Below are 21,432 nucleotides of genomic sequence, written 5' to 3' on the forward strand. Positions count from 1 at the left end.
AAGCGACCATCCATAGGAATAAAAATGTCGCAGATTTCGCAAAAAGGATTCACGCTCATTGAGTTGATGATCGTCGTCGCAATCATTGGCATTCTTGCGGCAATAGCGTTACCTGCGTATCAGGATTACACGATTCGAGCCAAAGTGTCCGAAGCCATCATTGCCGCGTTGCCCGGTAAGGAGTTGCTCTCCGAAGGGTTTGCTTCGAATGGTTTAGCGGGCTTGGATGCTGCAGCAGCAACTTATAACGGGAGCCCACTCGCTGAAAAAACCAGCAAGTACGTCAGCGATATCCAAATTCCTGGCGGGGTTGCCCCTTGGTCTATCGCTGTCATTATTGCAGCGAACCCGGGCAATGGCATTCCCGTCGGTATAAACGGCAAAACGATTATTTTTTCACCAAATGTGCAAGGAGCTCTTCCGACCGCTGACGCTAAGGGCGCTGTTGATTGGGCTTGCGCGAGCGAGTCGGCGAACACTGCCATCGCTCGGGGTCTTGTCAATCGAACACTTGGCACCCTGCCTGCTAAGTACGCTCCACTGGAATGCCGCTGAGAGATGAAAAATAAGGGTCAGACTCCAATTGGTTGAATCCCGAACTCTGACCGCGTCTTCGGCTTCCCAGTTCGCCCATTGCGGCGGCAGAGTGCCAAATGCGCCGCTCTCGCGCCGGGCATCAAAGCTGACAAAGCGGCATTGGTGGCGCACGGCCAGGCCCAGCAGATAGCTGACGCTAAAATGGGGGTCAGGGCTGTTGGTGGCACATTTGACCCGGTGCAGCCAAAAACTTCCCATGACACAAAAGTCCCCATCGCGCCTGGTACCGTAAGCTGACTATTCGCGTTCGTAGGCTGCTGAGATGGTCTGCTGGGCCAAGTTCAGTAGTTGCTGAGGATGGCCTTTCGCGATGAATTGTTTGACGCGGTTGTGCGAGAGCTGTCCGCCATTCTGAACAGCGAAGCGCACCAACAGCGCAAGGTCGTTTCCATTCATGTCGATCGCGTCGTTCACCGCCCTGTAGACGCGGTCGAACCGGGCCAGAAATTCGCTCTCACCGCGCAGGGCGTTGCGTCCCAATAGCGGATCTTCTGCCGCGCGAGCACCGCTGCCTGCGTCTCCAGGCCCTCGTGCTTAAGAGCGAACAGCAGATGCTCCAGTGGATTGTTGGTTACCGGCGCTACATGGCCAGGCACTTGCAAATAGTCCGCCATTGCGGTCACTTTGGTCGCGGGGAAGATGGCCGCAGGCCGAGCAAGAGGGAAGGCGCCGGTGGCAAGGCGCTCCCTCAGAAATTCGTATCCAACGAGTGTTCCGGTCATTTTTTTCTACTTGGCAGAAGAAAATTTCAATTTCAAGGGTTTTCGACCAGAAATTTATACACCGACAACCTTGTGTTCGGTGGAATTGCTCGGAGTCAGAGGGTGACCAAATGCTCCGCGTGCGCGCCGGGCACGGCGCGCAGGTTCAACCGGGCATCAAAGCTGACGAAGCGGCACTGGTGGCGCACGGCCAGGCCCAGCAGATAGCTGACGGTAATTTGCCGATGACCCAGCAGGTGGGGCCAGTGCAGTTGATTGGCGTCGAGCAGGCTGTAGTCGTCGGCAAGAAAGGCGTGCGCAGGGTGTGCGGTAGCCTGTGCCAGGCGGCTGACGATTGCCGCCAACGGCAGGGCCTGGGGGTAGGCGGGCTGGGCCATGATGCGCAAGCAGCCGTTCTGCGTGAGTGGGCAGGAGGCCCAGCCGTGAGCAATCTCCTGCTGCAGCCACTGCGTGGCGCGGGCGTGGTGCATGTGCGCCGCATCCAGCAGGGCGATCAGGACATTGACGTCGAGCAGGGCACGCATGGTCTAAATGCCGTCGGCATCGCGCAAGCGATTGATCAGTTCGTTGCTGACAACGACCCCGCGCGACCCGAAGGGCACGAACCCTGTGGCCGTGGCGGGCAGGTTGTTGATGGTTTGGGGTGCTGCACCTCCGGTCAGCGCCTGGCGCAACAAGCGCGAGATTACTTTGCCCAGACTCGTGTTTTCGGCGCGGGCGATTTCCTTGGCGGCAATCAGGATATCGTATTCAAGATCAATGGTGGTGCGCATGACATGCCTCCTGCATTCTCGTGGGAGTGATGTCATGATTCCAAATCATCATGATGCAATCGCATCATTGAAAACAAGGGTATCGTGGGTATCATCCGCCCACCTTGCGCCGTCCTCTCGTGTACCTTGCTTGCCTCACTGCCCCGCTGATGGCGCTGGCGGTTGCCTTCCCGTTTCTGTTTTCCTATACCCAGCCACCCTCTACCAACTTCTGGCCCTTGATGGCTGCCGGGCTGTGCGGTTGGGTGGTGGCGGTGGTGTGGAATGCACGCTCAGCAGGCCGCGTTAACACTGTGCGGGGCGGCTGGATGGATCGCTCCGAGATGGCCACCTGGCTTGGCGCGGGCCTGTTGCTGGCCGCCGTGCTGGCCAGTGCCATCGGCCTGCTGCAATATTTTGGCGCGGCCCCTGGGCTTGATCCCTGGGTGCATACCTCCAAGCCCGGCCAGGCCATGGGCAATTTGCGGCAGCGCAACCAGCAGGCCACGCTGCTCAGCATGGGGCTGTGGGCTTTGCTGTGGGTGGTGGCGCAGACCGAGGCGCATTTGCGTGCGTCATCGGCGGGAGGGAGCTCGGCGCAGGCCGGGGCAGACTTGCATGGGGGCGGTCGGCCCTGGCCTCTGTGGCTGGTCGGGATTCTGACGGCCTGGGCGCTGGCCCTGCTGGCAGTGGGCAGTGCGGCCACGGCGTCGCGCACGGGGCTGGCGCAGTGGTGCGTGGTGGGGGCGCTTTTGGTGCTGTGGCGGGTGTCACTGGGGCGCCTGGCGGTGGGGCTGGCGCTGGTGGGTTTGGTTATTTATGGCGTGGCGGCCTGGTTGCTGCCCGAACTGCTGCTGCAATGGACCGGATTCCGGGCCGAAGGCTTGTTCGCACGCTTTGGCGATGCGCCGGGCTGCACCAGCCGCCGGGTTTTGTGGTCCAACGTGCTCTATTTGATCGCCCAGAAGCCCTGGCTGGGCTGGGGCTGGGGTGAGCTGGACTTTGCGCACTACAGTACCTTGTTCCCGGGTGAGCGCTTTTGTGTGTTGCTCGACAACGCGCACAACCTGCCACTGCATCTGGCGGTGGAGCTGGGCGTGCCTGCGGCGGTGCTGGCGTGCTCTGCCGTGCTGGCCTGGATATGGCGCGCGCGCCCCTGGCGTGAGACGGACCCGGCGCGGCAACTGGCCTGGGGCATTCTGGCGCTGGTGGGGCTGCACAGCATGCTGGAGTTTCCGCTGTGGTACGGGCCGTTCCAGCTGGTGACGGTGTTGGCCGTGCTGGTGTTGTGGCGTCGCCCGGTGCATGGCGGGCCACTGCAGCGCCTGCTCAATTTATGGCGAAAATGGCCTCTAAGGCCGTATTTGCAAGTGCTTGAAGCTATTTTTTTCGTAGCTAGTATGGCGTGGATGGGATGGAGTTACTACCGGGTGAGCCAAGTGTTCAAGCCCGTGGAACAGCGCATTCCCTCCTTGCGCCAGGGCACGCTGGACAAGGTGTCGGGCACTTGGCTGTTTTCGGATGCGGTAGATTTTGCGCGGCTGACGACCATGCCGGTGAACCGCGAAACAGCGGAAAGGGTGCACGCTTTGGCCACTTCGCTGCTGCACTATTCACCCGAGCCGCGCGTGATCGAGCCGCTGATCGAAAGCGCTGCCCTGCTGGGGCGCGATAACGAGGTGGCCTACCACCTGCAGCGTTTCCGCGCAGCCTACCCCAAGGACTACGCTCGCTGGACAAAACTGAACCGGGCTTTGGGCCCTTCCCATTTAGGGGGCAGCAGTCCTCCATGAAGTTTGCGGTGGTGGAGTTGTGGCAGGCTTGTCGAACGGGCCGCGCCGGGCTCTACCGGGCGTCACGGCGCCACAAAGCTCCCCGATTTGCCCCCGTGCTTTTCCAGCACCTGCACACCGTGGATGGACATGCCCCGGTCCACGGCCTTGCACATGTCGTAGATGGTGAGCAGGGCCATCTGCACGGCGGTGAGGGCCTCCATCTCCACGCCCGTTGGCCCCACGGTTTCTACGGTGGCGGTGCAGTAGATGCCTGTGGCACCCATCTGGTGGGCGCTGGCGGTATCAAAGTCCAGGGCGACGCGGGTGAGTGCCAGCGGGTGGCACAGCGGAATGAGGTCGCTGGTTTTCTTGGCCGCCTGGATGCCCGCAATGCGGGCGATGCCCAGCACGTCGCCCTTTTTGGCGGTGCCGGCCTCGATCAAGGCCAGGGTGGCGGGTAGCATTTCAATGCGCCCGCCCGCCACGGCGATGCGGTGTGTGGCGGCCTTGGCGGCGACGTCCACCATGTGGGCCTGGCCCTGGGCGTCGAAGTGGGTGAGTACGGTCATGGTGCTTACAGCAAGAAGGGTGCGGAAACTTTGGCGTGTCAGGGCATCATACGTTCATGGCAGACTCCGGCAGGCTTTGAATAAAGCGCCCTATTCCTTGGCGAAGATATATGAAAAATAGGCCTCTAACGCTTACTGGTCGTGCGCTGATAGCTTCATTATTGGTAGCAACCGGGTCGCTGGCCGTGGCACCGGCTACGGCCCAGTCCAGCCTGCCCACGTTGGGTGACGGTGGTGACATCACGACCAGTGCCGAGCGGCGGTTGGGCGATGGCATCATCCGCCAGCTGTACCGCGACCCGGACTACATCGACGACCCGGTGCTCATGGAATATGTGCAGACGCTCTGGCAGGCGCTGCTGGCGGCGGCGCGTGAGCGGGGTGAGCTGTCGCCTGAACTGGACGAGCGTTTTGCCTGGGAGGTGCTTTTGGGGCGCGACCGCACGGTCAATGCTTTTGCGCTGCCCGGGGGCTATCTGGGCGTGTACCTGGGGCTTTTGGGTGTGGTGGGCAGCCGCGATGAACTGGCTTCTGTGCTGGCGCATGAACTGAGCCACGTCACCCAGCGCCACATTGCGCGCCTGATCGCGCAGCAAAACCGCCAGACGCCGCTGATGATCGGCGCCATGATTCTAGGGGCCCTGGCCGCCAGCAAAAGCCCCAACGCGGCGCAGGCGCTGTCGATAGGTGGGCAGGCGCTGGTGGTGCAGAACCAGCTCAATTTTTCGCGGGACATGGAGCGCGAGGCCGACCGCGTAGGCTTTGGCCTGATGGCCCCCGCAGGCTTTGCGCCGCAGGGCTTTGTCGGCATGTTCGAGAAGCTCCAGCAGGCCAACCGCATCAATGACAACGGCTCCTGGCCCTACCTGCGCAGCCACCCGCTGACCACGCAGCGCGTGGCCGACATGCAGTCGCGCCTGCCCGCGGGCGGTGCCGCGTCGCCCGCCCCCACACTGGAGCATGGCATGCTGGCAGCCCGTGCCCGCGTGCTCTCGAATCCCGGTGTGGACGTGCTGCGCCAGTGGCAGGCCGAACCGCAGGGTGTGGGTTTCTCTGCGTTGCCTGCGGCGCGCCAAGCCGCCGTGCTGTATGCCGCCGTGCTCGCTGCCAGCCAGTTGCGTGAGCCTGCAGCCGCGCGGGCTCTGATGCCGCGCTTGCAGCAGTCCGTGCAGGGCAATGCCCCGGCCACGCGCCAGGCGCGCCTGCTGGCTGCCGAGGTGGAACTGGCCGCAGGCGATGCGGTCCGCGCACTGGCCCTGGTGCCGATGGGGCCTGGCCGACCCGAGTTGATGCTGCGCACGCAGGCCCTGCTGCGCAGCCCGATGGCAGCGCAGGGCGCGTCCGAACTGGCGGGGCAGCTACAGACTTGGGTGGCACTGCACCCGCGGGATGCGGGCGCATGGCAGTTGCTGGCCGGTGTGTTGCAGGCGCAGGGGCAGGTACTGCGCGCGGTGCGCGCCGAGGCCGAAGCCCATGCCGCCCGCTACGACTATGCGGCGGCAGTCGATCGCCTGCGGGCTGGGCAGGACCTGGCGCGCCAAAGCCGCACCGCAGCCGACCATGTCGAGGTGTCGATCATCGACACGCGGCTGCGTGCCGTCGAGTCACTTCTTCGCGAACAGACCGCCGAGCGCTGATTCGATCACGATGCCCAGCACCGAGTACAGCAGCGAGCCCAGCAGCGCCGCACCAAAGCCGCTGACGTGGAAACCATCGAGCACTCCGGCGGCGGCCCAGAACATCAGCGCGTTGATGACGAACAGGAACAGCCCGACGGTGACGATGGTGACCGGCAGTGTCAGCAGCACCAGTACCGGCCGCAGTACCGCGTTGAACAGGCCGATGACGAAAGCGGCAATCAGGGCCGAGGTAAAGCTCTGCACCTGCACACCGCTGTAGAGATAAGCCACCAACAGCAGCGCGCTGGCGCTGAGCAGCCATTTGGCAAGGAGTTTCATGCTGCCAGCATAGCGCAAGCCCCCGGGCGCACGCAAAAACGGGGGCCGAAGCCCCCGTGCATGGATGGAACCGGCGGTCAGTGGGCCGCAGGCTCGGGTTTGGCCTCTGCCGCATGGCGCGCGGCAATCCATTTGCCAAGGGCCAGCACCAGCAGTGCACCTGCAATGCCGGCGCTGTACTTGATCCAGTCGTTGGCCTGGTCGATCTTGAGCATCCAGGGCAGGGTGTCGGCGTTGGCCACGGCCGGGTCGGAGACGAGCATGGTGCCGGCAATCCAGCCCAGCAGCATGCCACCGACGGTGATGATGGCGGGGAAGCGGTCCATCAGCTTGATGACCAGCTGGCTGCCCCAGACGATGATCGGAATGCTGATCACCAGGCCAAAAATGACCAGAGGCATTTCGTGGTGGTCGGCTGCGCCCTGGGCGGCACCTGCAATCGCAATCACGTTGTCGATGCTCATCACCAGGTCGGCAATGATGATGGTCTTGATGGCGGCCAGCAGCTTGTCGCTGGCGTTGATGTTGCTGTGGTCGTCGTCGGGGTCCGGCGCCAGCAGTTTCACGCCAATCCACACCAGCAGCGCGGCGCCGACGAGTTTGAGGAAGGGAATGGCCAGCAGCGTGAGGGCAAAGTAGATCAGCACCACGCGCAGGATGATGGCGCCTGCGGTGCCCCACAGGATGCCCTTGGTGCGCTGGTGCGCCGGCAGCTTGCGACAGGCCAGCGCGATGACGACGGCATTGTCGCCACCGAGCAGGATGTCGATCATGATGATCTGACCGACGGCGACCCAGAATTCGGGGGTCATGAACTGTTCCATGGATTCTTTCGAGAGGCAGAGGTAGGCAGAACCCAGCGCGCAGCGCAATGCGGCGGCGGGTGAAGGTCTTGCCCGGCCGTGCTTCTTTGGGCACGACCCCGACAGGCCGGGTGCGTTGCACCGTGTTGACGACCTGCCGATTCCCGCTCTGCCATGCTGTGCGGGTTCAAGCTACTCCCCTTCGGCCGGAATTAGAGCACAAGCCTGATCAGCACGCAGCGCAGGGCCATAGCCCCTGGCGCGGCGCGCATGTGGGCGGCGCCACTATGATTCTTCCACCATGGCCGCCATCCACATCACCGACATCGAAGCCGCGATCAACCACTGGCGAGCGCAATCGCCCAGCCCCGATGGCGTAGTGCTGGCCCCGGCCGTGCAGGCCCTGGCCGAGGTGTATGCCGACCTGGCGTACCGCCACAGCACCGCCATCGACGAAGCACAGATGAGCGCCGCCGCCCTGGCTGCGTGGCTGGACTGGTATGCCACCACGCCCGATACCCCCTGCATCGCCATTTGCTCCACCAGCCAAGGCGATGATTGGTGCAAGGGCTGCGGGCGCAGCTTTGAAGAAGTGCAGCATTGGCCAGCGATGGGCCCGGTGCAAAAACGCGCCACCTGGCAGCGCATTCAGCACGAGGGCACGGCCTGGCGCTTCAACCGCTATGCTGAGCGTGCCCAGGAGAATTTGAATGAAAAAAGGCTCTGACGCTTTATGGATAAGCGGTAATAGCTATCAAATAAAGAGCAAGCAATGCGCCGTCTAATCCAGGCACCGAACATGGCCCTGGCCACCTTGTGGGCCGACCTGCTGTGCGAGGACGGCATGCCTGCCACGGTGCAGCGCCAGTATCTGGGCGCCGCCGCCGGGCACTTGCCGCCCGATGAATGCCTGCCCGAGATCTGGCTGCGCTACGACGAACACCTGGAGCGCGCCCAGACGCTGCTGGACGACCTGCGCAACCTGCCGCAGCGCCGCTGGGACTGCGGCTGTGGTGAAGTCGTGGAAGGCGGCTTTGAGCAGTGCTGGCGCTGCGGCGCGCCCATGCCGCGGTGAAAGGCGCCGCCCTTCCCTGTTGTTATTCCTTTTCCAAATCATTCGTGTCTAGGCGCGAAGCCTACGATCAGTGCTGTGGCACGGCAAGGCGAAGCAACAACGACACGGGTGATTTAGAAACGGAATTACTTCCAGCGCACCGGCTCCACATGCACGCTGCCCTGCGTGCTGCTGAGCGTGATGGCGCCTTCCTGCACCGTGGCCTGCAGCTGCATGCTGCGCTCGGCCAGTCGGGCCAGCTCCTGCGAGGCTTCGGTGGGAATGCGCCACACCTGCAACTTCTCCAGGCGCGAGAGCTTGGTTTCAATGCCCTTCCACCAGATCTCGGCCGCGTGGTTGAAGCAATACACGATGACCGAATCGGCCTTGCTGCAGGCTTTGGTGAGCGGCTTGTCCTCGGGCTGGCCCACCTCGATCCACACGCGCTTGCGCCCGGTGAAGTCGGTCAGCGAGGCGTCCGGGTCGTCCGGGTCGGACAGGCCCGCGCCAAAAGCCAGTTGGCCATCGCCATTGCACAGGTCATTGAGCTGGTGCGCCTGGATGGCAAGCGCGGCCAGCCGCACCATCATGCGCTCGTCGGTCTCGCTGGGGTGGCGGGCCAGCGTGAGTGCGTGGTCGGCGTAGTAGCCGTGGTCGATATCGGCGATCTGCAGATTCGCCTTGAAGATGGTGGATTTGATGGCCATGGTTTTATGCTATTGAATATATAGCTGCCAGCGCTTTATAGATAAGCGCCAGAGGCCGAAAAAGCTTAGGTTTTTTTGGGCTCGGAACCGTGGGTTGTCTGCAACGCATGCAACGGGCGCACCCCAAGCCAGCAGACGCCGTGGAACCGGCTTTGCCGGGCCACTGGCGTCGTCCCCCTGGGGGGAAGGCGCACAGCGCGCCTCAGGGGGGCTCACACTCTGCGCGCCAGTTCGGCGGCCTTGCCCACGTAGCTGGCGGGCGTCATGGCCAGCAGGCGGGCCTTTTCGGGCTCGGGGATGTCGAGCGAGCGGATCAGGCCGTGCAGCGCCTCGGCGGTGACGGTCTTGCCGCGCGTGACTTCCTTGAGCTTCTCGTAGGCGCCCTGCACGCCGTAGCGGCGCATGACGGTCTGGATCGGCTCGGCCAGCACTTCCCACGAGGCGTCCAGGTCGGCGGCCAGGGCTTCCTCGTTGAGTTCCAGCTTGTTCAGCCCGGCCAGCAGCGAGGTGTAGGCCAGCGTGGCATAGCCCAGGGCCACGCCGATGTTGCGCAGCACCGTGCTGTCCGTCAGGTCGCGCTGCCAGCGGCTCACCGGGAGCTTTTCCGACAGGTGGCGCAACAGCGCGTTGGCCAGGCCCAGGTTGCCCTCGGCGTTCTCGAAGTCGATCGGGTTGACCTTGTGCGGCATGGTGCTCGAACCGATTTCGCCGGCTTTGAGGCGCTGCTTGAAATAGCCCAGGCTGACATAGCCCCAGATGTCGCGCGAGAGGTCGATCAGGATGGTGTTGGCACGCGCCACGGCGTCGAACAGCTCGGCCATGTAGTCGTGCGGCTCGATCTGGATGCTGTAGGGCTGGAAGGTCAGGCCCAGGCCTTCGGGCTCGTGCGTCTCGATCACGCGGCGCGAGAAGGCTTCCCAGTCAAAGTCGGGCCAGGCCGACAGGTGGGCGTTGTAGTTGCCCACGGCGCCGTTCATCTTGGCCATGATCTTCACGGCGGCAATGCGCTCCACAGCGCCGTGCAGGCGCATGAGCACGTTGGCCATTTCCTTGCCCACGGTGGTGGGGCTGGCCGTCTGGCCGTGCGTGCGGCTGAGCATGGGCACGTCGGCATGCAGATGGGCCATTTCGCGCAGCTTGAGCACGATGCGGTCCAGGCTGGGCAGCACCACCTGGTCGCGGCCGGCGCGCAGCTGCAGCGCGTGGCTGGTGTTGTTGATGTCTTCGCTGGTGCAGGCGAAGTGCACGAACTCGGCGGCTTTCTCCAGTTCGGGGCGTGCCTCGAACTTCGCTTTGATCCAGTACTCCACGGCCTTCACGTCGTGGTTGGTGGTTTTCTCGATGTCCTTGATGGCCTGGGTGTCGGCCTCCGAGAAGTTCTTCGCCAGGCCCTGCAGGTAGGCGCGGGCGCCGGGGGACAGGGGCTTGAATTCAGCAAAACCGGCGTCCGAGAGCGCGATGAACCAGGTCACCTCCACCTGCACACGGCGGTGCATGTAGCCATGCTCGCTCATGATGGGGCGCAGCAGGGCCAGTTTGGGGGCGTAACGGCCGTCGAGCGGCGAAAGGGCGGTAATGGTGGACAGGCTCATGGCGCGGTATTGTAGGTCTCACACCTGTCAGGCAGGCGTGGGCGGGTGTCGATAGAATCAGCAGCCCGGCGCACCCACGGCGCCTGAGCCACGGAAGCATAAGCATGAAACTGATCGGATCCACCACCAGCCCCTACGTGCGCAAGGTGCGCGTTGTCATGGCGGAAAAGAAACTCGACTACCAGTTTCTGCAGGAAAACGTCTGGGCCGCAGACACCACCATTGCCGCCTCCAACCCGCTGGGCAAGGTGCCCTGCCTGGTGATGGAGGGCGCCGAGGCGGTGTTCGACTCGCGTGTGATCGTGGAATACCTTGACACCCTCTCGCCCGTGGGCAGGCTCATTCCCTCCACAGGCCGTGAGCGCGCCGAGGTCAAGACCTGGGAGGCGCTGGCCGACGGTATGCTGGACGCGGCCATTCTGGTGCGCCTGGAAAATACGTTTGAAGGGCGCTCGGAAAGCCAGCGCAGCCCCGCCTGGATCGAGCGCCAGATGGGCAAGGTGGACGCCAGCCTGAAGGCCATGGCCCAGGGCCTGGGCGACAAGCCGTTTTGCAGCGGCATCCATCTGAGCCTGTCCGACATCGCCGTGGGCTGCGCGCTGGGCTGGCTGTCGTTCCGCTTCCCCGAGATTGACTGGCGGGCCGAGCACCCGAACCTGGCCCGGCTGATGGACAAGCTGGCGTTGCGTCCGAGTTTTTCCGAGTCCCAGCCGGGTTAAACGCCGCTCGTTCGGCCTGCGTTATTCCATTTCTAAATCATCCGTGTCGTTGTTGCTTCGCCTTGCCGTGCTACAGCACTGTCTGCGGCTTCGCGCCTAGACACGAATGATTTGGAAACAGAATTAGCTGCGCGCGCGCCGCTTGAGCCAGCGCATCAGCGCGCCCAGCACGGGCAGTTTCTCGTACAGCTCTTCCGCCGCGTCCCAGTAGTCGCGGTGCAGGGTGACCAGGCCCTGGTCGTCCAGCACCAGGTGCGTGGCGCCGCGCACCTTTTGTTCCACGCCCTGGTGGATATTGCGCATCGCAAAGCAAAAATCCCAGGTCAGAAAACACTGTGCGCCCTGCACCACCCGGCCTGTGACCACAAAGCGCGGCTGCTCCAGCGCCCCAAACATGTGCTGGAAGATGGCTTCGATGGCGGGCACGCCCTGCACTTCGTTGAACGGGTCCTTGAAGCGCGCGTCGGGGGCATACAGGCGGCCCAGTTCGGCCACGGTGGCGGGCTGCAGGTTTTCAAAGCATTCCACCAGCCGCGTGATGGCTTCTTCCGGGGGCAGGCAGGCAAGGGTCATCACAGTCCAGTAAAGCGGCGCACGGCCGCAAAGTACCACCGGTAGGGCAGCAGGCGCAGCAACTGCATGCCCCCGGTGAAGCGCCGGGGGAAGTGGATATTGAATGCACCGCGCTCCCAGCCGCGCAGCAGCGCGGCGGCGGCGGTGGCGGGCGTGATCAGGGCCGGCATGCGGAAATGGTTGCTTGCCGTGAGGGGCGTGTCCACAAAGCCGGGGTGCACCACGCTCACGCCCAGGCCCAGGTCGTGCAGGTCCAGGTACAGCGTTTCCGCCAGGTGCGTGAGCGCCGCCTTGGTGGGCCCATACGCCAGCCCCTTGGGCAGGCCGCGAAAGCCCGCCACGCTGCTGACCAGGCTGATATGGCCGGGGCGCCCGGATGTGGCCGATGCCAGCAGGGCGGGCAGCACGGCATCGAGCAAGTGCAGCGCACCGGTGTAGTTCACGGCGGTGTGTTGCAGCATGGTGTCCAGGTCAAAATCGGTGGCGCGCATGTCCTGGTAGGTGCCGGCGCAATAGCACACCAGGTCCAGTGGGCCCTGCGCTAGCACCTGCGCGGCAGCGGCCTGCACCTGGGCCAACGCGGTCACATCGAGCGGCAACGCCTGGCTGCCGGGGTGCGCCACCACAAATGCGGCCAGCGTGCCGGGACTGCGCGCCGAGACGATGACCTGCGCGCCGCGTGCGTGCAGGGCCGCTGCCGTGGCCCGGCCAATGCCGCTGGATGCGCCGATCAGCCAGACCCTGCGGCCCTGCCAGTCGGTGATACGGGGGTTCAGGCTCATGGGCCGCGCCGGGTAAACGAGAGTGTGATCTCGCCCAGGTAGACGCCCCATTTGCTCATGCGGGCGCGGTTGAGCATGACGCGCTCGTCGATGAGGTACATCCAGTCGTCCAGCTCCACATGGAACACCCGGCCATCGACGGGCAGCGCCAGGGTGTAGCCCCAGCGAAAGGCGTTGCCTTGCGTCTGCCCGGTGGCCTGGCCCACCACATCGTCGGCGGTGCCGGTGTAGCGGCCATCGGCATGGCGCGTCAGGCGCCACACGCGGCGCTGTGTGCTGCCGTCCGAATAAGTAAAGGCCTCGTCCAGCACGCCCTGGTGGCCCTCCCAGTGGCATTGCATGAGCACGGTGAAGCGTTTGACGATCTGCCCGCTGCGGTCCTGAAAGATGCCGTGGGCGTCTATGGTGCCGTTGAAATAGCGGGCCAGGTCGAGCACGGGCTTTTCGGCTGCGTACCCGGCCAGGTTTTGGCTGGCACAGCCCGACAGCAGGGCGGGCGCCAGCACGGCGGCGGACAGGAGGGAGCGGCGTTGCAGGGTCATGGGGTTCTCCGGATCTGCGGGGCGGCAGGCGGGGCCGCCGGGGTGGATGGGCGCAGGATGAGCAAGTACAGGCCTGCCGCTGCCAGCAGCTTGAGCGTGCAGGGCAGCAGGGCGTAGGCCAGGCCCAGGGTGTGCAGCGCGGTGGGGTCGCGGGTGCCGGGCGTGTAGCCCAGCGCGTCCAGCAGCGGGAGCGCAAGGCCCGCCGCCAGGGCCAGGTTGAGCTTGGAGGCCAGGTTCCACCAACCAAAGTACACGCCTTCGTGGCGGTCGCGGTCGCCCTGCCGGGCCACCACGCCAGCCAGCAGGGCGCCGGGCAGGGCCAGGTCGGTGCCCAGCGCCACGCCGGAGAGCGCGCACACCGCCAGAAAAGGCAGGCCATCGCCCGCACCCAGGGCGGCGGCCCACAGAAACACCGCCACCGCCAGCAGCATGCCCGCCAGCCAGGTGCGCGCCAGCCCCCAGCGTGCCACGGCGCGCAACCACAGCGGAATGGACAGGGCGGCACAGACAAAGTAGCTGCCCAGGAACCAGGGCTCCTGCGCGGGCGGTGCCTGCAAGCGGTCCTGCACGAAGAACAGCACCAGTGTGGCGGGGATGGCGCTGGCAATGCCATTGATTAGGAAGACCGCCATCAGGCGGCGAAACGGCGCTTGCCGCCAGGGATGCCACAGCGCGGCGCGGGGCACGGGGGCCTGCAGTGCGGCGCTGGACGGCCGAGGTGCGCGGGTCCAGGCCCACCAGCCCAGCAGCAGGGCCGCGGCAAACACGCCGAGCATCACCGGCAGGCCCAGCAGAGCGGGCACCAACGAGGCCAGCACCACCCCCACCAGCGCAGCGCCTTCGCGCCAGGCCACGATGCGGCTGCGCTGCACTTCGTCGCCGCCCAGCCGCGCGCCCCAGGCCTGGTGTGCGATGCCCATCTGGCTGTACGCCAGGCTGGTGAGCACCAGCAGGCACAGCGCCCAGGCGGTCAGCGCAGGCACGCCCTGCACGGACGGGAAAAAAAGCCCCGCCAACCCCAGCCACAGCACCACCGCCGACACCGCCCCAGCGGCCAGCACAGCGCGGGCCGATCGCTGAAACAGGTGGTCGCTCCAGCGGCCGAGCAGGGGGTCGGTGGCGGCGTCCAGCAGCCGTGCGGCCAGCAGCACGGCGCCCACGGTGGCCAGCGGCATGCCGTATTCCCGCGCATAGTGGTTGGGCAGCAGCACATACAGCGGTAGCGCGGCAAAGGCCAGCGGCAGCCCCAGCAGGCCGTAGGCCAGGCCCTGGCGGGTGGTCAGGCGAGGGGTGGGCGTGCTCATGGGGCGGTGGCGGGCAGCGCCAGCAGGGCTTGGCGCAGTGCGGGCTCGGAGGTCTGGGGCGAGAGCCAGATGCCGAAGAACAGGCGGGCAAAGGCGGCATCGGGCACGGCACCGACCGCCTGCCCGTTTTTCTGGAACACCACGCCCTGGTCGGGCTGGTACAGGCCAGTGAGCCGGTCACCAGCCTGCACGTCGGGCAGCGCAGCCTGCAGCGCCTGCTGCCAGCGCTCGCCCTGGGCAGGGGGGAAGGGGCCCACGCGGCGCATTTCCTGGAGGGAACGCTGGGCGATGTCTTGCGCGCTGAAGCTGCGCAGGTAGGTCAGTTCCAGGGCCAGCGGGTGAGCCGCGTACTGCGCAGGCTGAAATGCAGGGTGCAGCCACAACCGGGCACGGTAGATCTCCAGGCCCCAAAAGCGCAGCAGGCCCTGGCCCGCGAGCCGGGTGCCGGGCAGCGGGCTGGCGGCATCCGCAGATTGGGCGGTTGCAGAATTTATGAAAAAAATGGCTGTAGCGCCCGTCAATAGGGCGTAAGCAGCTATTTTTTTGATAGTCATGGTTTGACCAGGGTGTATTGCACGACATCAATGTCACCCATGGTGAACGCCGCCTCGCAGTACGCCAGGTAGAACTCCCAGATGTGCATGAAGCGTTCGTCAAAGCCCTGCTGCAGGATTTGTGCGCGCTGCGCCAGAAAGCGCTCGCGCCAGCGGCGCAGGGTTTCGGCGTAGTCCGTGCCAAAGGTAAATTCTTCTTGCACACGCAGGCCTGCGGCTTGCGCCTCGCGGCGGAACTCGCGCGGGCAGGGCAGGCAGCCGCCGGGAAAGATGTACTGCTGGATGAAGTCGGTCGAGCCGATGTAGCGCTCGAACAGGCGGTCGTCGATGACGATGCTCTGGATACAGGCCCGCCCGCCCGGCTTGAGCAGCCGGTGCACCGACTGGAAGTAGGTGGGCCAGTAGGCGCGGCCCACGGCTTCGACCATCTCGATGGAGCACACGGCGTCGTAGGGCCCATCGTTGATGTCGCGGTAGTCCTGCAGGCGCAGGTCGGCCTGCGCGCTGGTGCCCAGGCGTTCCATGCGCGCACGGGCAAACGCCAGTTGCTCGGTCGAGAGCGTGACGCCCGTGATCGATGCGCCCATTTCAGCCGTTGCCATCTCGGCCAGTGCGCCCCAGCCGCAGCCGATCTCCAGTACCCGGTCGCCCGCCTGCACGCCGGCCTGCTCCAGCGCGCGGCGTACTTTGGCGTGCTGGGCGGTGCGCAGGTCGCCCGTGGGATCGCCCTGGAACCAGGCGGACGAGTAGTTCATCGTGTCGTCCAGCCAGAGCCGGTAGAACGCATTGCCCAGGTCGTAGTGCGCATGGATGTTTTTCTGGCTGCCCGCACGGGTGTTGCGGTGCAGCAGGTGGCGCACGCGGTACAGCAGGCGACCGGCCCAGCTGCCGTAGACCATGCTGTCGACCTGGTGGCGGTTGGCGATGAAGAGCGTGAGCAGGTCGGTCAGGTGCGGCGTGGTCCAGTCGCCTGCGATATAGCTCTCGGCAAAGCCGATGTCGCCCGAGCGCAGCGCGGCGCTGCAGACGTTCCAGTTGCGCAGCGTGATGGCCGCCGCCGGGCTGCCGCCGGGGCCAAAGTGGCGCAATGTGCCGTCGGGCAGCTGCAGGGTCAGCGCGCCCTGCTGCAGGCGCTGCAGCAGTTGCAGCACGGTGCGCGCGGCGGCGGGGATGCCCGCAGGCAGGTTGCGGAGGTCGGCGGTGGTGCTGTTCATGGCGGGGCCTCGGTAGCGGGAGAGATTCAGCGGGACACAGGGGCGGCGGGGGGCGCGGGCTTGCGGTGAAAACCCACGCGCTTGAACCACAGCCGCAGCGCATGCCAGTGGATGCGGGCGACGATGGCCAGGGTCATGGCGGGGTAGCCCCACAAGGCGCGGCGCAGGGTGAGCGGCGTGATGGGTTCGAGCACGCCGCTGACGCTGGTTTGCAGCAGCAGGCCGTCTTCGTCGCCGTGGTCGATGCGCACCACGGTGCGCTCCTGGCCGGCGCTGTGCGTGCGCAGGAAGCGAAAACGGTAGTTCCCGCGCACCGCGCAAAACGGCGATACATGGAAGACCTTGTTCGCCTGCATCTCCACGCCATAGCGCGGGGCGTCCAGCAGGTAGCAGTGCCGCTCGCCAAAGGTGTTGTTGACCTCGACGACGATGGTGCGCAGGCTGCCGTCGGTGCGGTGGCAGTACCAGAAACTCACGGGCTTGAAGGTGTGGCCCCACATGCGCGGGTAGCAGTGCAGCCAGACCTGGCCCGTCGCGTCGTCAATGCCCTCGGCCTGCAGCAGGCCATCGAGCCAGGCCAGGGCGCCGCCTTGCGCGGGCGTGCGGCCATCGCCGTGGTCGGTGTCGTAAAAGCTCAGGGCACCGCGCCGGTTGATGGCCAGTGCCTGGGCTGCTTCGGGCAGGCTGCGCATGGGCAGCATGAGAAAGCAGGTGGGGTAGACAAAGGCATGGTGCCGGGGGCGCAGCCGGGTGTGGCGCACCTCGCCAAAACCGATCAACGGGCGGTCGGCCTTCATGCGGCCTCCGCCAGCGGTCCGGGCAGCGTGGCACGCAGCTGCTGGGCCGCAGCCAGGCCTGACTTGAGACCGTCTTCGTGGAAGCCGTAGCCTGTCCAGGCGCCGCAAAACCAGGTGTGCTGGCGCCCCTGGAGCAGGCCCACCAGGGGCTGGGCCCGGATGGCGGCCAGGTCGAACACCGGGTGGGCATAGTCGTAGCTGCCCAGCACCTGGGCTGGGTCGATGGCGCGCACCGGGTTCAGCGACACCACCACCGGCTGGCTGAACGGCAGCGGCTGCAGCTGGTTGAGCAGGTAGTGCAGGCACACCTGGGCCGAACCCTGGCCATCCTGCGGCGCACGCTCGTAGTTCCAGGCGGCCCAGGCGGCACGGCGTGTGGGCAGCACCGAGGTGTCGGTGTGCAGCACGGCGCGGTTGGGCTGGTAGCGGATGGCGCCCAGCACGGTCTTTTCCTGCAGTGTGGGGGTGGCCAGCAGCGCCAGGGCCTGGTCGGAATGGGTAGCGAGCACCAGGCGATCGAAATGCTCGGTGCGGCCATCGGTCACCACGCGCACACCGGCGGCGTCGCGTTCGATGCGGCGCACGGGGGTGTTCAGCCGGGCGTCGTCGATCCCCGCGACGATCTTGTCCACATAGTGGCGGGCGCCGCCCGTGACCGTCCACCACTGGGGCCGGTCGTTCACTTGCAGCAGGCCGTGGTTATGGCAAAAACGCACCATGGTGGCCACCGGGAACTGGAGCATCTGGTCCGTAGGGCAGCTCCAGATGCAGCCCAGCATGGGCAGCAGGTACCAGTCGCGGAAGGCGGCGCCAAAACGGTGCGTTTCCAGGAACTCGCCCAGGGGCTGCATCAGTGCGGCGTCGTTGTGCTCCTGGGCCAGCCGGGTGGCCAGGGCGTTAAAGCGCAGCAGATCGGTCAGCATGCCCCAAAAGCGGGGGCTGGCCAGGTTGCTGCGCTGGGCAAAAACGGTGGACAGGCTGGTGCCGCTCCACTCCAGCGGGCCGCGGCGCCGCGCACCTGGCACCTGCACCGAGAACGACATGTCGGAGCGCGAGGTTTCCACGCCCAGTTCCGCGAGCAGGCGGATGAGATGGGGGTAGGTGCGCTCGTTGAATACGAGGAATCCCGTGTCCACGCCGTGGGTGGCAGGCCCGTGCGCTGTGGGCAGGGTCACGTCCACCGTGTGCGTGTGGCCGCCAAAATAGTGGCCTGCTTCAAAGAGCGTGGTGTGCGCCTGGCCGCGCAGGGCATGCGCTGCCGCGAGACCGGCGATGCCGGAGCCGACGATGGCGACCCTCATGGGCGCCCCCCGAGGGCAGGGGTTGGGAAGAAAAAAGTTGCGAAGCGTCCCGAAACGAAGAAGAGAGGGAGGGAGGAGAAGCGCCTCGGGGTTTCAGTCGGCACACAAACGGCCAAAAGGCTTCGCAACACAGAAACAAAAGGGCATGTCTGACACCCTGGTGCTTCATAGAGTGGGGCGCGTTTCAGAAAGTTCCAGCCCCCGGTGTGCAATTGATTGTGAAGATCGTGAGGTTTCATGGCTGGCCCCCTGGGGCAGGCCGCGCGAGCTGCTGTTCAATGGCGCGGACCACGCTGCGGCTGTCGGGGCTGGTCAGGCTGGAGTAGTTGTCCACCACCGTGCCGTCACGGCCGATCAGGTATTTGTGGAAGTTCCAGCGCGGCGCCTGCCCCGTCTGCTGGGCCAGTTGCTGGTACAAGGCGTTGGCTTGCGGCCCCTTCACGCTGCTTTTGGAAAACATGGGAAAGCGCACGCCAAAGGTGTTCTCGCAAAATGCGGCAATCTCTTGGTTGCTGCCGCTCTCTTGCGAAAAATCATTGGAGGGGAAGCCCAGCACCACCAGGCCCTTGCTTTGGTAGCGCGCATGCAGGGCTTCGAGCTCCTTGTACTGGCCCGTAAAGCCGCAGTAGCTGGCGGTATTCACCACCAGCAGCACCTTGCCGCGGTACTGGCACAGCGACTGCGGTTTTTCGTCCTGCAGCCGCAGAAAGCTGTGCTGCAACAGGACCGGGCAGGCATCATTGCTGGGGGTTTGCTGCGCCATGGCGGGCGTCACAGGCATCAGCAGCGCGCAGGCCAGGAGGGTCGTCAGAGCGGTGGAGTAGAAATATTTCATTAGACAATTCCTTGTTTGTCTAGGACAAGATAGAATTTAAGCACATTTTGTCTATGTGTGCTGGAGCCTCGTGAGTGACCTCGCAGGGTGTTGGGCAGGCATGGTGGAGAAACGTAAACCAATGGGCAATGCATGAATGAGGGCCAGGGCGACGCGGCGCAGTGCTATTCCATAGCAGCGGTCGAGCGCGATACCGGTTTGTCCAAGGACACTCTGCGGGTGTGGGAGCGCCGCTATGGCTTCCCGCAACCTGCGCGCGACGCGGCGGGCGATCGCAGCTACCCGGCCGAGCAGGTCGAGCGTTTGCGCACCATCTGCCGTCTGATGGATGCGGGCCACCGGCCTGGGCGCATCGTGGCGTTGGCCCCCGATGCCCTGCAGGCGCTGCTGCCCGTGGCGCCGTCCCCGGTGCCTGCGGGCGTGGCGCAGGTGGCGGGTGGCGGCACTGCCTTGGAGCCGTATCTGGTGCTGGTGGGCCAGCACGATGTGCAAGGCCTGCGTGGGCAACTGGGCCAGGCCCTGCTGCGCATGGGGCTCGAAGCTTTTGTTGTGGGCCTGGTGGCTCCCCTGACCACAGCGGTGGGCGAGGCCTGGATGCAGGGGCGGTTCCAGGTGTTCGAGGAACACCTGTACACCGAGTGCCTGACCGGTGTGCTGCGCCAGGCCATCGCCGGGGTGCCGCCTCCGGCGGGTGGCGCGTCACCCCGTGTGCTCCTCACCACGTTTGTGCAGGAAGCGCATGGTCTGGGCCTGCTCATGGCCGAGGCGCTGCTGGCGCTGGAGGGTTGCCAATGCCTCTCGCTGGGCCCCCAGACTCCGGTGGCCGAGATTGCCCGGGCGGCGCAGGCCGCACAGACCGATATCGTGGCGCTGAGTTTTTCTGCGTCCATGCCGGCGCCGGTGGCGCAGGCAGGCCTGCGGGAATTGCGCGGGTTGCTGCCGCCGCGGGTGGCCTTGTGGGCGGGGGGGCAGGCGCCTTTTCTACAGATGCGGGGACTGCCGGGGGTGCTGGCGCTGCCTGCGTTAGGAGCGGTGCATGCGCAGGTTGCCGGTTGGCGCCGTCAGACCATGGCGACCAGCCGGGCCACTTGAAGCTGTACGCGCACATCCTTGTGCGCCACCGGCCCGGTGATCTTGCATGACGGCTGCGCGGTGTTGCGCGGGATCATTTCTCCGGTGGGCATTCCCGAGCGGTTCATCACCACCGCCACGCGCGGTGTCGTGGCCGATGGCCCGCGTTTGAGCACGATGGCGATCTCTTGTGTGGCCAGGCGCACGAAGGCCCCCGGGGGATAGATGCCCAGGGCTTTGACCAGCGCGGCGCCTGCTTCGTCGACCTGTTGCTGCTCGTCGTAATAGCTGGCCTGCATGGCGGCCGTGACGGGCATGGGCAAGCGGCCCACGCGGGGCGCCAGGCGCGCCCCAAAAATATCGGCACGCTGGATCAGGCGGGCCATCTGCTGCGCCTCGGTCTTGTCGGCCATGGGGCCGGGCAGGCGGTGGTGGTGGTTGCGCACCGCTTCGAGCCATAGCGGGTCGGCCACGCCCAACTGGCGCAAGAGCGTCTCGGACCGGGCGGCGTGGCTTTCCACTGCGGCGATCTGCGCGGTGGTCAGGGGCTGGGCCTGCTGTGTCAGCTGGTCTTGCAGCTCGGTCATGGCCACGTTCATGCTCAGGGCGGCGCGGCCCAGCGTCAGGGTGTGGGCCTCGGGCCAGCGCAGCACTTCGCGCGCCGTCACCATGCACACGCAGGACACCAGCATGGCGTGTGTCGCGCTGTACAGGCGGGTTTCCTGGGCCGAGAGATAGACCAGTGCCAGCACGGTGGCGTCAGGCGACTGGGTGGTGTGGCGCGCCAGCTCCTCGTGCAGCGCTTGAAAGCGTGTGCCGAAATCGCCCGCCTGGGGGGCGCGCAGCAGCTGCGTGGCACGCTCCTGGAGTTCGGGCCAGTCGGCCGGGCCGGTGTCCGTCCGCTCGCGCGCCGCAGATTCGGCGGCGCTCATCTTCATGGTGGCAATCTCGCCAAGGTTGGTGTCGGCGATCAGCATTCTTTGCAGCCCCGCCAGGTAGGCGCGGTGGCTTTCCCCCGACTCGTCGGTATCGACATACAGTTGCACGCCCCGGGCCAGCAAGGTGTTCAGGTCCGCACGGTTGCGGATGATGAAACCTTTTTGCGCCAGCAAGGCCCCATCGGCACCCCGCAGCACAAAGGGCAGCGGCTGACCAAAGTGGATGGAGTCAATGCTGAGCGGGACGAGGTTCATGGTGTGGCCGCATTATCG

At 65.5% G+C, this 21,432-nt stretch carries 25 protein-coding genes; 7 read left to right on the forward strand and 18 right to left on the reverse strand.

Annotated elements, in window-relative coordinates:
• The first annotated feature begins 24 nt into the window (after positions 1–24).
• Complete coding sequence (locus tag ACYVOC_RS15730) at positions 25–555, forward strand: pilin (RefSeq protein ID WP_461162411.1); 531 nt, start codon at positions 25–27, stop codon at positions 553–555.
• A gap of 279 nt (positions 556–834) precedes the next feature.
• On the opposite strand, the gene ACYVOC_RS15735 is transcribed toward ACYVOC_RS15730, so the two are convergent.
• The 3 genes from ACYVOC_RS15735 to ACYVOC_RS15745 all read right to left on the reverse strand — a co-directional run bounded on the left by ACYVOC_RS15735 (position 835) and on the right by ACYVOC_RS15745 (position 2,092).
• Positions 835–1,077: a hypothetical protein gene (locus ACYVOC_RS15735; RefSeq protein ID WP_461162412.1), complete on the reverse strand. Its 243-nt coding sequence runs from the start codon at positions 1,075–1,077 to the stop codon at positions 835–837.
• 337 nt (positions 1,078–1,414) lie between these two features.
• Positions 1,415–1,843: a TA system VapC family ribonuclease toxin gene (locus ACYVOC_RS15740; protein WP_461162413.1), complete on the reverse strand. Its 429-nt coding sequence runs from the start codon at positions 1,841–1,843 to the stop codon at positions 1,415–1,417.
• 3 nt (positions 1,844–1,846) lie between these two features.
• The gene (locus ACYVOC_RS15745) at positions 1,847–2,092 is read right to left on the reverse strand and encodes a hypothetical protein (protein ID WP_116005265.1); all 246 of its coding nucleotides are present in this window, start codon (positions 2,090–2,092) and stop codon (positions 1,847–1,849) included.
• Positions 2,093–2,196: 104 nt separating this feature from the next.
• Here ACYVOC_RS15745 and ACYVOC_RS15750 point away from each other — a divergent pair, with 104 nt between their 5' ends.
• Entirely contained in the window at positions 2,197–3,864 is a 1,668-nt protein-coding gene (locus tag ACYVOC_RS15750) for a Wzy polymerase domain-containing protein (RefSeq protein ID WP_461162414.1), read from the forward strand.
• Positions 3,865–3,926: 62 nt separating this feature from the next.
• Here ACYVOC_RS15750 and moaC read toward each other — a convergent pair whose 3' ends face one another.
• Positions 3,927–4,415: a cyclic pyranopterin monophosphate synthase MoaC gene (moaC, locus tag ACYVOC_RS15755; protein WP_461162415.1), complete on the reverse strand. Its 489-nt coding sequence runs from the start codon at positions 4,413–4,415 to the stop codon at positions 3,927–3,929.
• A 110-nt stretch (positions 4,416–4,525) separates the two neighbouring features.
• Between moaC and ACYVOC_RS15760 the strand changes: the two genes are divergently transcribed.
• The gene (locus tag ACYVOC_RS15760; RefSeq protein WP_461162416.1) at positions 4,526–6,052 is read left to right on the forward strand and encodes a M48 family metalloprotease; all 1,527 of its coding nucleotides are present in this window, start codon (positions 4,526–4,528) and stop codon (positions 6,050–6,052) included.
• On the opposite strand, the gene ACYVOC_RS15765 is transcribed toward ACYVOC_RS15760, so the two are convergent.
• Both ACYVOC_RS15765 and ACYVOC_RS15770 read right to left on the reverse strand, forming a co-directional pair.
• Positions 6,020–6,373, reverse strand: coding sequence for a phage holin family protein (locus ACYVOC_RS15765; RefSeq protein WP_116006184.1), 354 nt, complete (start codon positions 6,371–6,373; stop codon positions 6,020–6,022). The two genes, ACYVOC_RS15760 and ACYVOC_RS15765, sit on opposite strands and share 33 nt — an antisense overlap.
• Before the next feature lie 77 nt (positions 6,374–6,450).
• Positions 6,451–7,197: a TerC family protein gene (locus ACYVOC_RS15770; RefSeq protein WP_116006183.1), complete on the reverse strand. Its 747-nt coding sequence runs from the start codon at positions 7,195–7,197 to the stop codon at positions 6,451–6,453.
• Between the two features lie 280 nt (positions 7,198–7,477).
• Here ACYVOC_RS15770 and ACYVOC_RS15775 point away from each other — a divergent pair, with 280 nt between their 5' ends.
• Together ACYVOC_RS15775 and ACYVOC_RS15780 are read left to right on the forward strand one after the other, a co-directional pair.
• The gene (locus tag ACYVOC_RS15775) at positions 7,478–7,903 is read left to right on the forward strand and encodes a DUF3717 domain-containing protein (RefSeq protein ID WP_116005261.1); all 426 of its coding nucleotides are present in this window, start codon (positions 7,478–7,480) and stop codon (positions 7,901–7,903) included.
• Positions 7,904–7,948: 45 nt separating this feature from the next.
• Positions 7,949–8,251, forward strand: a complete 303-nt coding sequence (locus tag ACYVOC_RS15780) for a putative signal transducing protein (protein WP_116005260.1) — start codon at positions 7,949–7,951, stop codon at positions 8,249–8,251.
• Between the two features lie 125 nt (positions 8,252–8,376).
• Here the strand turns inward: ACYVOC_RS15780 and ACYVOC_RS15785 are convergent, their stop codons facing one another.
• Together ACYVOC_RS15785 and purB are read right to left on the reverse strand one after the other, a co-directional pair.
• Positions 8,377–8,937 (reverse strand): YaeQ family protein, encoded by a 561-nt coding sequence (locus ACYVOC_RS15785; protein ID WP_461162417.1) that lies wholly within the window; start codon positions 8,935–8,937, stop codon positions 8,377–8,379.
• Positions 8,938–9,149: 212 nt separating this feature from the next.
• Entirely contained in the window at positions 9,150–10,529 is a 1,380-nt protein-coding gene (gene purB / locus ACYVOC_RS15790; RefSeq protein ID WP_461162418.1) for an adenylosuccinate lyase, read from the reverse strand.
• 104 nt (positions 10,530–10,633) lie between these two features.
• Between purB and ACYVOC_RS15795 the strand changes: the two genes are divergently transcribed.
• Positions 10,634–11,248: a glutathione S-transferase family protein gene (locus ACYVOC_RS15795; protein ID WP_116005257.1), complete on the forward strand. Its 615-nt coding sequence runs from the start codon at positions 10,634–10,636 to the stop codon at positions 11,246–11,248.
• A 123-nt stretch (positions 11,249–11,371) separates the two neighbouring features.
• Here the strand turns inward: ACYVOC_RS15795 and ACYVOC_RS15800 are convergent, their stop codons facing one another.
• The 9 genes from ACYVOC_RS15800 to ACYVOC_RS15840 all read right to left on the reverse strand — a co-directional run bounded on the left by ACYVOC_RS15800 (position 11,372) and on the right by ACYVOC_RS15840 (position 19,150).
• Positions 11,372–11,821, reverse strand: coding sequence for a nuclear transport factor 2 family protein (locus tag ACYVOC_RS15800; protein WP_461162419.1), 450 nt, complete (start codon positions 11,819–11,821; stop codon positions 11,372–11,374).
• On the reverse strand, positions 11,821–12,603 hold the full coding sequence (locus ACYVOC_RS15805; protein WP_461162420.1) for an SDR family NAD(P)-dependent oxidoreductase: 783 nt from the start codon (positions 12,601–12,603) through the stop codon (positions 11,821–11,823). Before ACYVOC_RS15805 ends, ACYVOC_RS15800 begins: the two co-directional genes overlap by 1 nt.
• Entirely contained in the window at positions 12,600–13,145 is a 546-nt protein-coding gene (locus ACYVOC_RS15810; protein WP_116005254.1) for a DUF3833 domain-containing protein, read from the reverse strand. Before ACYVOC_RS15810 ends, ACYVOC_RS15805 begins: the two co-directional genes overlap by 4 nt.
• Positions 13,142–14,449 carry an MFS transporter gene (locus tag ACYVOC_RS15815; RefSeq protein WP_116005253.1) on the reverse strand — a complete coding sequence of 436 codons (1,308 nt, stop codon included), beginning with the start codon at positions 14,447–14,449 and terminating at the stop codon, positions 13,142–13,144. Before ACYVOC_RS15815 ends, ACYVOC_RS15810 begins: the two co-directional genes overlap by 4 nt.
• Positions 14,446–15,003, reverse strand: coding sequence for a chalcone isomerase family protein (locus tag ACYVOC_RS15820; protein ID WP_461162421.1), 558 nt, complete (start codon positions 15,001–15,003; stop codon positions 14,446–14,448). Before ACYVOC_RS15820 ends, ACYVOC_RS15815 begins: the two co-directional genes overlap by 4 nt.
• Entirely contained in the window at positions 15,000–16,217 is a 1,218-nt protein-coding gene (locus ACYVOC_RS15825; protein ID WP_461162422.1) for a class I SAM-dependent methyltransferase, read from the reverse strand. The genes ACYVOC_RS15820 and ACYVOC_RS15825 overlap by 4 nt, the downstream gene beginning before the upstream one ends.
• 26 nt (positions 16,218–16,243) lie before the next feature.
• Positions 16,244–17,014 carry a DUF1365 domain-containing protein gene (locus ACYVOC_RS15830; RefSeq protein WP_461162423.1) on the reverse strand — a complete coding sequence of 257 codons (771 nt, stop codon included), beginning with the start codon at positions 17,012–17,014 and terminating at the stop codon, positions 16,244–16,246.
• The gene (locus ACYVOC_RS15835) at positions 17,011–18,315 is read right to left on the reverse strand and encodes an NAD(P)/FAD-dependent oxidoreductase (RefSeq protein WP_461162424.1); all 1,305 of its coding nucleotides are present in this window, start codon (positions 18,313–18,315) and stop codon (positions 17,011–17,013) included. Before ACYVOC_RS15835 ends, ACYVOC_RS15830 begins: the two co-directional genes overlap by 4 nt.
• A 235-nt stretch (positions 18,316–18,550) precedes the next feature.
• Positions 18,551–19,150: a glutathione peroxidase gene (locus ACYVOC_RS15840; protein WP_461162425.1), complete on the reverse strand. Its 600-nt coding sequence runs from the start codon at positions 19,148–19,150 to the stop codon at positions 18,551–18,553.
• Between the two features lie 132 nt (positions 19,151–19,282).
• Here ACYVOC_RS15840 and ACYVOC_RS15845 point away from each other — a divergent pair, with 132 nt between their 5' ends.
• Positions 19,283–20,242, forward strand: coding sequence for a MerR family transcriptional regulator (locus ACYVOC_RS15845; RefSeq protein ID WP_461162426.1), 960 nt, complete (start codon positions 19,283–19,285; stop codon positions 20,240–20,242).
• On the opposite strand, the gene ACYVOC_RS15850 is transcribed toward ACYVOC_RS15845, so the two are convergent.
• Positions 20,212–21,414 carry an HD-GYP domain-containing protein gene (locus tag ACYVOC_RS15850; protein WP_116005246.1) on the reverse strand — a complete coding sequence of 401 codons (1,203 nt, stop codon included), beginning with the start codon at positions 21,412–21,414 and terminating at the stop codon, positions 20,212–20,214. The two genes, ACYVOC_RS15845 and ACYVOC_RS15850, sit on opposite strands and share 31 nt — an antisense overlap.
• Between the last annotated feature and the right edge of the window lie 18 nt (positions 21,415–21,432).

It is taken from the genome of Simplicispira piscis (assembly GCF_054783455.1).

What these genes read in the sequence shown, in the direction of transcription:
- ACYVOC_RS15730 (WP_461162411.1), top strand. Translation starts at nt 25, where the DNA reads ATGTCGCAGATTTCGCAAAAAGGATTCACGCTCATTGAGTTGATGATC.
- ACYVOC_RS15740 (WP_461162413.1), bottom strand. Translation starts at nt 1,843, where the DNA reads ATGCGTGCCCTGCTCGACGTCAATGTCCTGATCGCCCTGCTGGATGCG.
- ACYVOC_RS15745 (WP_116005265.1), bottom strand. Translation starts at nt 2,092, where the DNA reads ATGCGCACCACCATTGATCTTGAATACGATATCCTGATTGCCGCCAAG.
- moaC (WP_461162415.1), bottom strand. Translation starts at nt 4,415, where the DNA reads ATGACCGTACTCACCCACTTCGACGCCCAGGGCCAGGCCCACATGGTG.
- ACYVOC_RS15760 (WP_461162416.1), top strand. Translation starts at nt 4,526, where the DNA reads ATGAAAAATAGGCCTCTAACGCTTACTGGTCGTGCGCTGATAGCTTCA.
- ACYVOC_RS15765 (WP_116006184.1), bottom strand. Translation starts at nt 6,373, where the DNA reads ATGAAACTCCTTGCCAAATGGCTGCTCAGCGCCAGCGCGCTGCTGTTG.
- ACYVOC_RS15770 (WP_116006183.1), bottom strand. Translation starts at nt 7,197, where the DNA reads ATGGAACAGTTCATGACCCCCGAATTCTGGGTCGCCGTCGGTCAGATC.
- ACYVOC_RS15775 (WP_116005261.1), top strand. Translation starts at nt 7,478, where the DNA reads ATGGCCGCCATCCACATCACCGACATCGAAGCCGCGATCAACCACTGG.
- ACYVOC_RS15780 (WP_116005260.1), top strand. Translation starts at nt 7,949, where the DNA reads ATGCGCCGTCTAATCCAGGCACCGAACATGGCCCTGGCCACCTTGTGG.
- ACYVOC_RS15785 (WP_461162417.1), bottom strand. Translation starts at nt 8,937, where the DNA reads ATGGCCATCAAATCCACCATCTTCAAGGCGAATCTGCAGATCGCCGAT.
- purB (WP_461162418.1), bottom strand. Translation starts at nt 10,529, where the DNA reads ATGAGCCTGTCCACCATTACCGCCCTTTCGCCGCTCGACGGCCGTTAC.
- ACYVOC_RS15795 (WP_116005257.1), top strand. Translation starts at nt 10,634, where the DNA reads ATGAAACTGATCGGATCCACCACCAGCCCCTACGTGCGCAAGGTGCGC.
- ACYVOC_RS15800 (WP_461162419.1), bottom strand. Translation starts at nt 11,821, where the DNA reads ATGACCCTTGCCTGCCTGCCCCCGGAAGAAGCCATCACGCGGCTGGTG.
- ACYVOC_RS15805 (WP_461162420.1), bottom strand. Translation starts at nt 12,603, where the DNA reads ATGAGCCTGAACCCCCGTATCACCGACTGGCAGGGCCGCAGGGTCTGG.
- ACYVOC_RS15810 (WP_116005254.1), bottom strand. Translation starts at nt 13,145, where the DNA reads ATGACCCTGCAACGCCGCTCCCTCCTGTCCGCCGCCGTGCTGGCGCCC.
- ACYVOC_RS15815 (WP_116005253.1), bottom strand. Translation starts at nt 14,449, where the DNA reads ATGAGCACGCCCACCCCTCGCCTGACCACCCGCCAGGGCCTGGCCTAC.
- ACYVOC_RS15820 (WP_461162421.1), bottom strand. Translation starts at nt 15,003, where the DNA reads ATGACTATCAAAAAAATAGCTGCTTACGCCCTATTGACGGGCGCTACA.
- ACYVOC_RS15825 (WP_461162422.1), bottom strand. Translation starts at nt 16,217, where the DNA reads ATGAACAGCACCACCGCCGACCTCCGCAACCTGCCTGCGGGCATCCCC.
- ACYVOC_RS15830 (WP_461162423.1), bottom strand. Translation starts at nt 17,014, where the DNA reads ATGAAGGCCGACCGCCCGTTGATCGGTTTTGGCGAGGTGCGCCACACC.
- ACYVOC_RS15835 (WP_461162424.1), bottom strand. Translation starts at nt 18,315, where the DNA reads ATGAGGGTCGCCATCGTCGGCTCCGGCATCGCCGGTCTCGCGGCAGCG.
- ACYVOC_RS15840 (WP_461162425.1), bottom strand. Translation starts at nt 19,150, where the DNA reads ATGAAATATTTCTACTCCACCGCTCTGACGACCCTCCTGGCCTGCGCG.
- ACYVOC_RS15845 (WP_461162426.1), top strand. Translation starts at nt 19,283, where the DNA reads ATGAATGAGGGCCAGGGCGACGCGGCGCAGTGCTATTCCATAGCAGCG.
- ACYVOC_RS15850 (WP_116005246.1), bottom strand. Translation starts at nt 21,414, where the DNA reads ATGAACCTCGTCCCGCTCAGCATTGACTCCATCCACTTTGGTCAGCCG.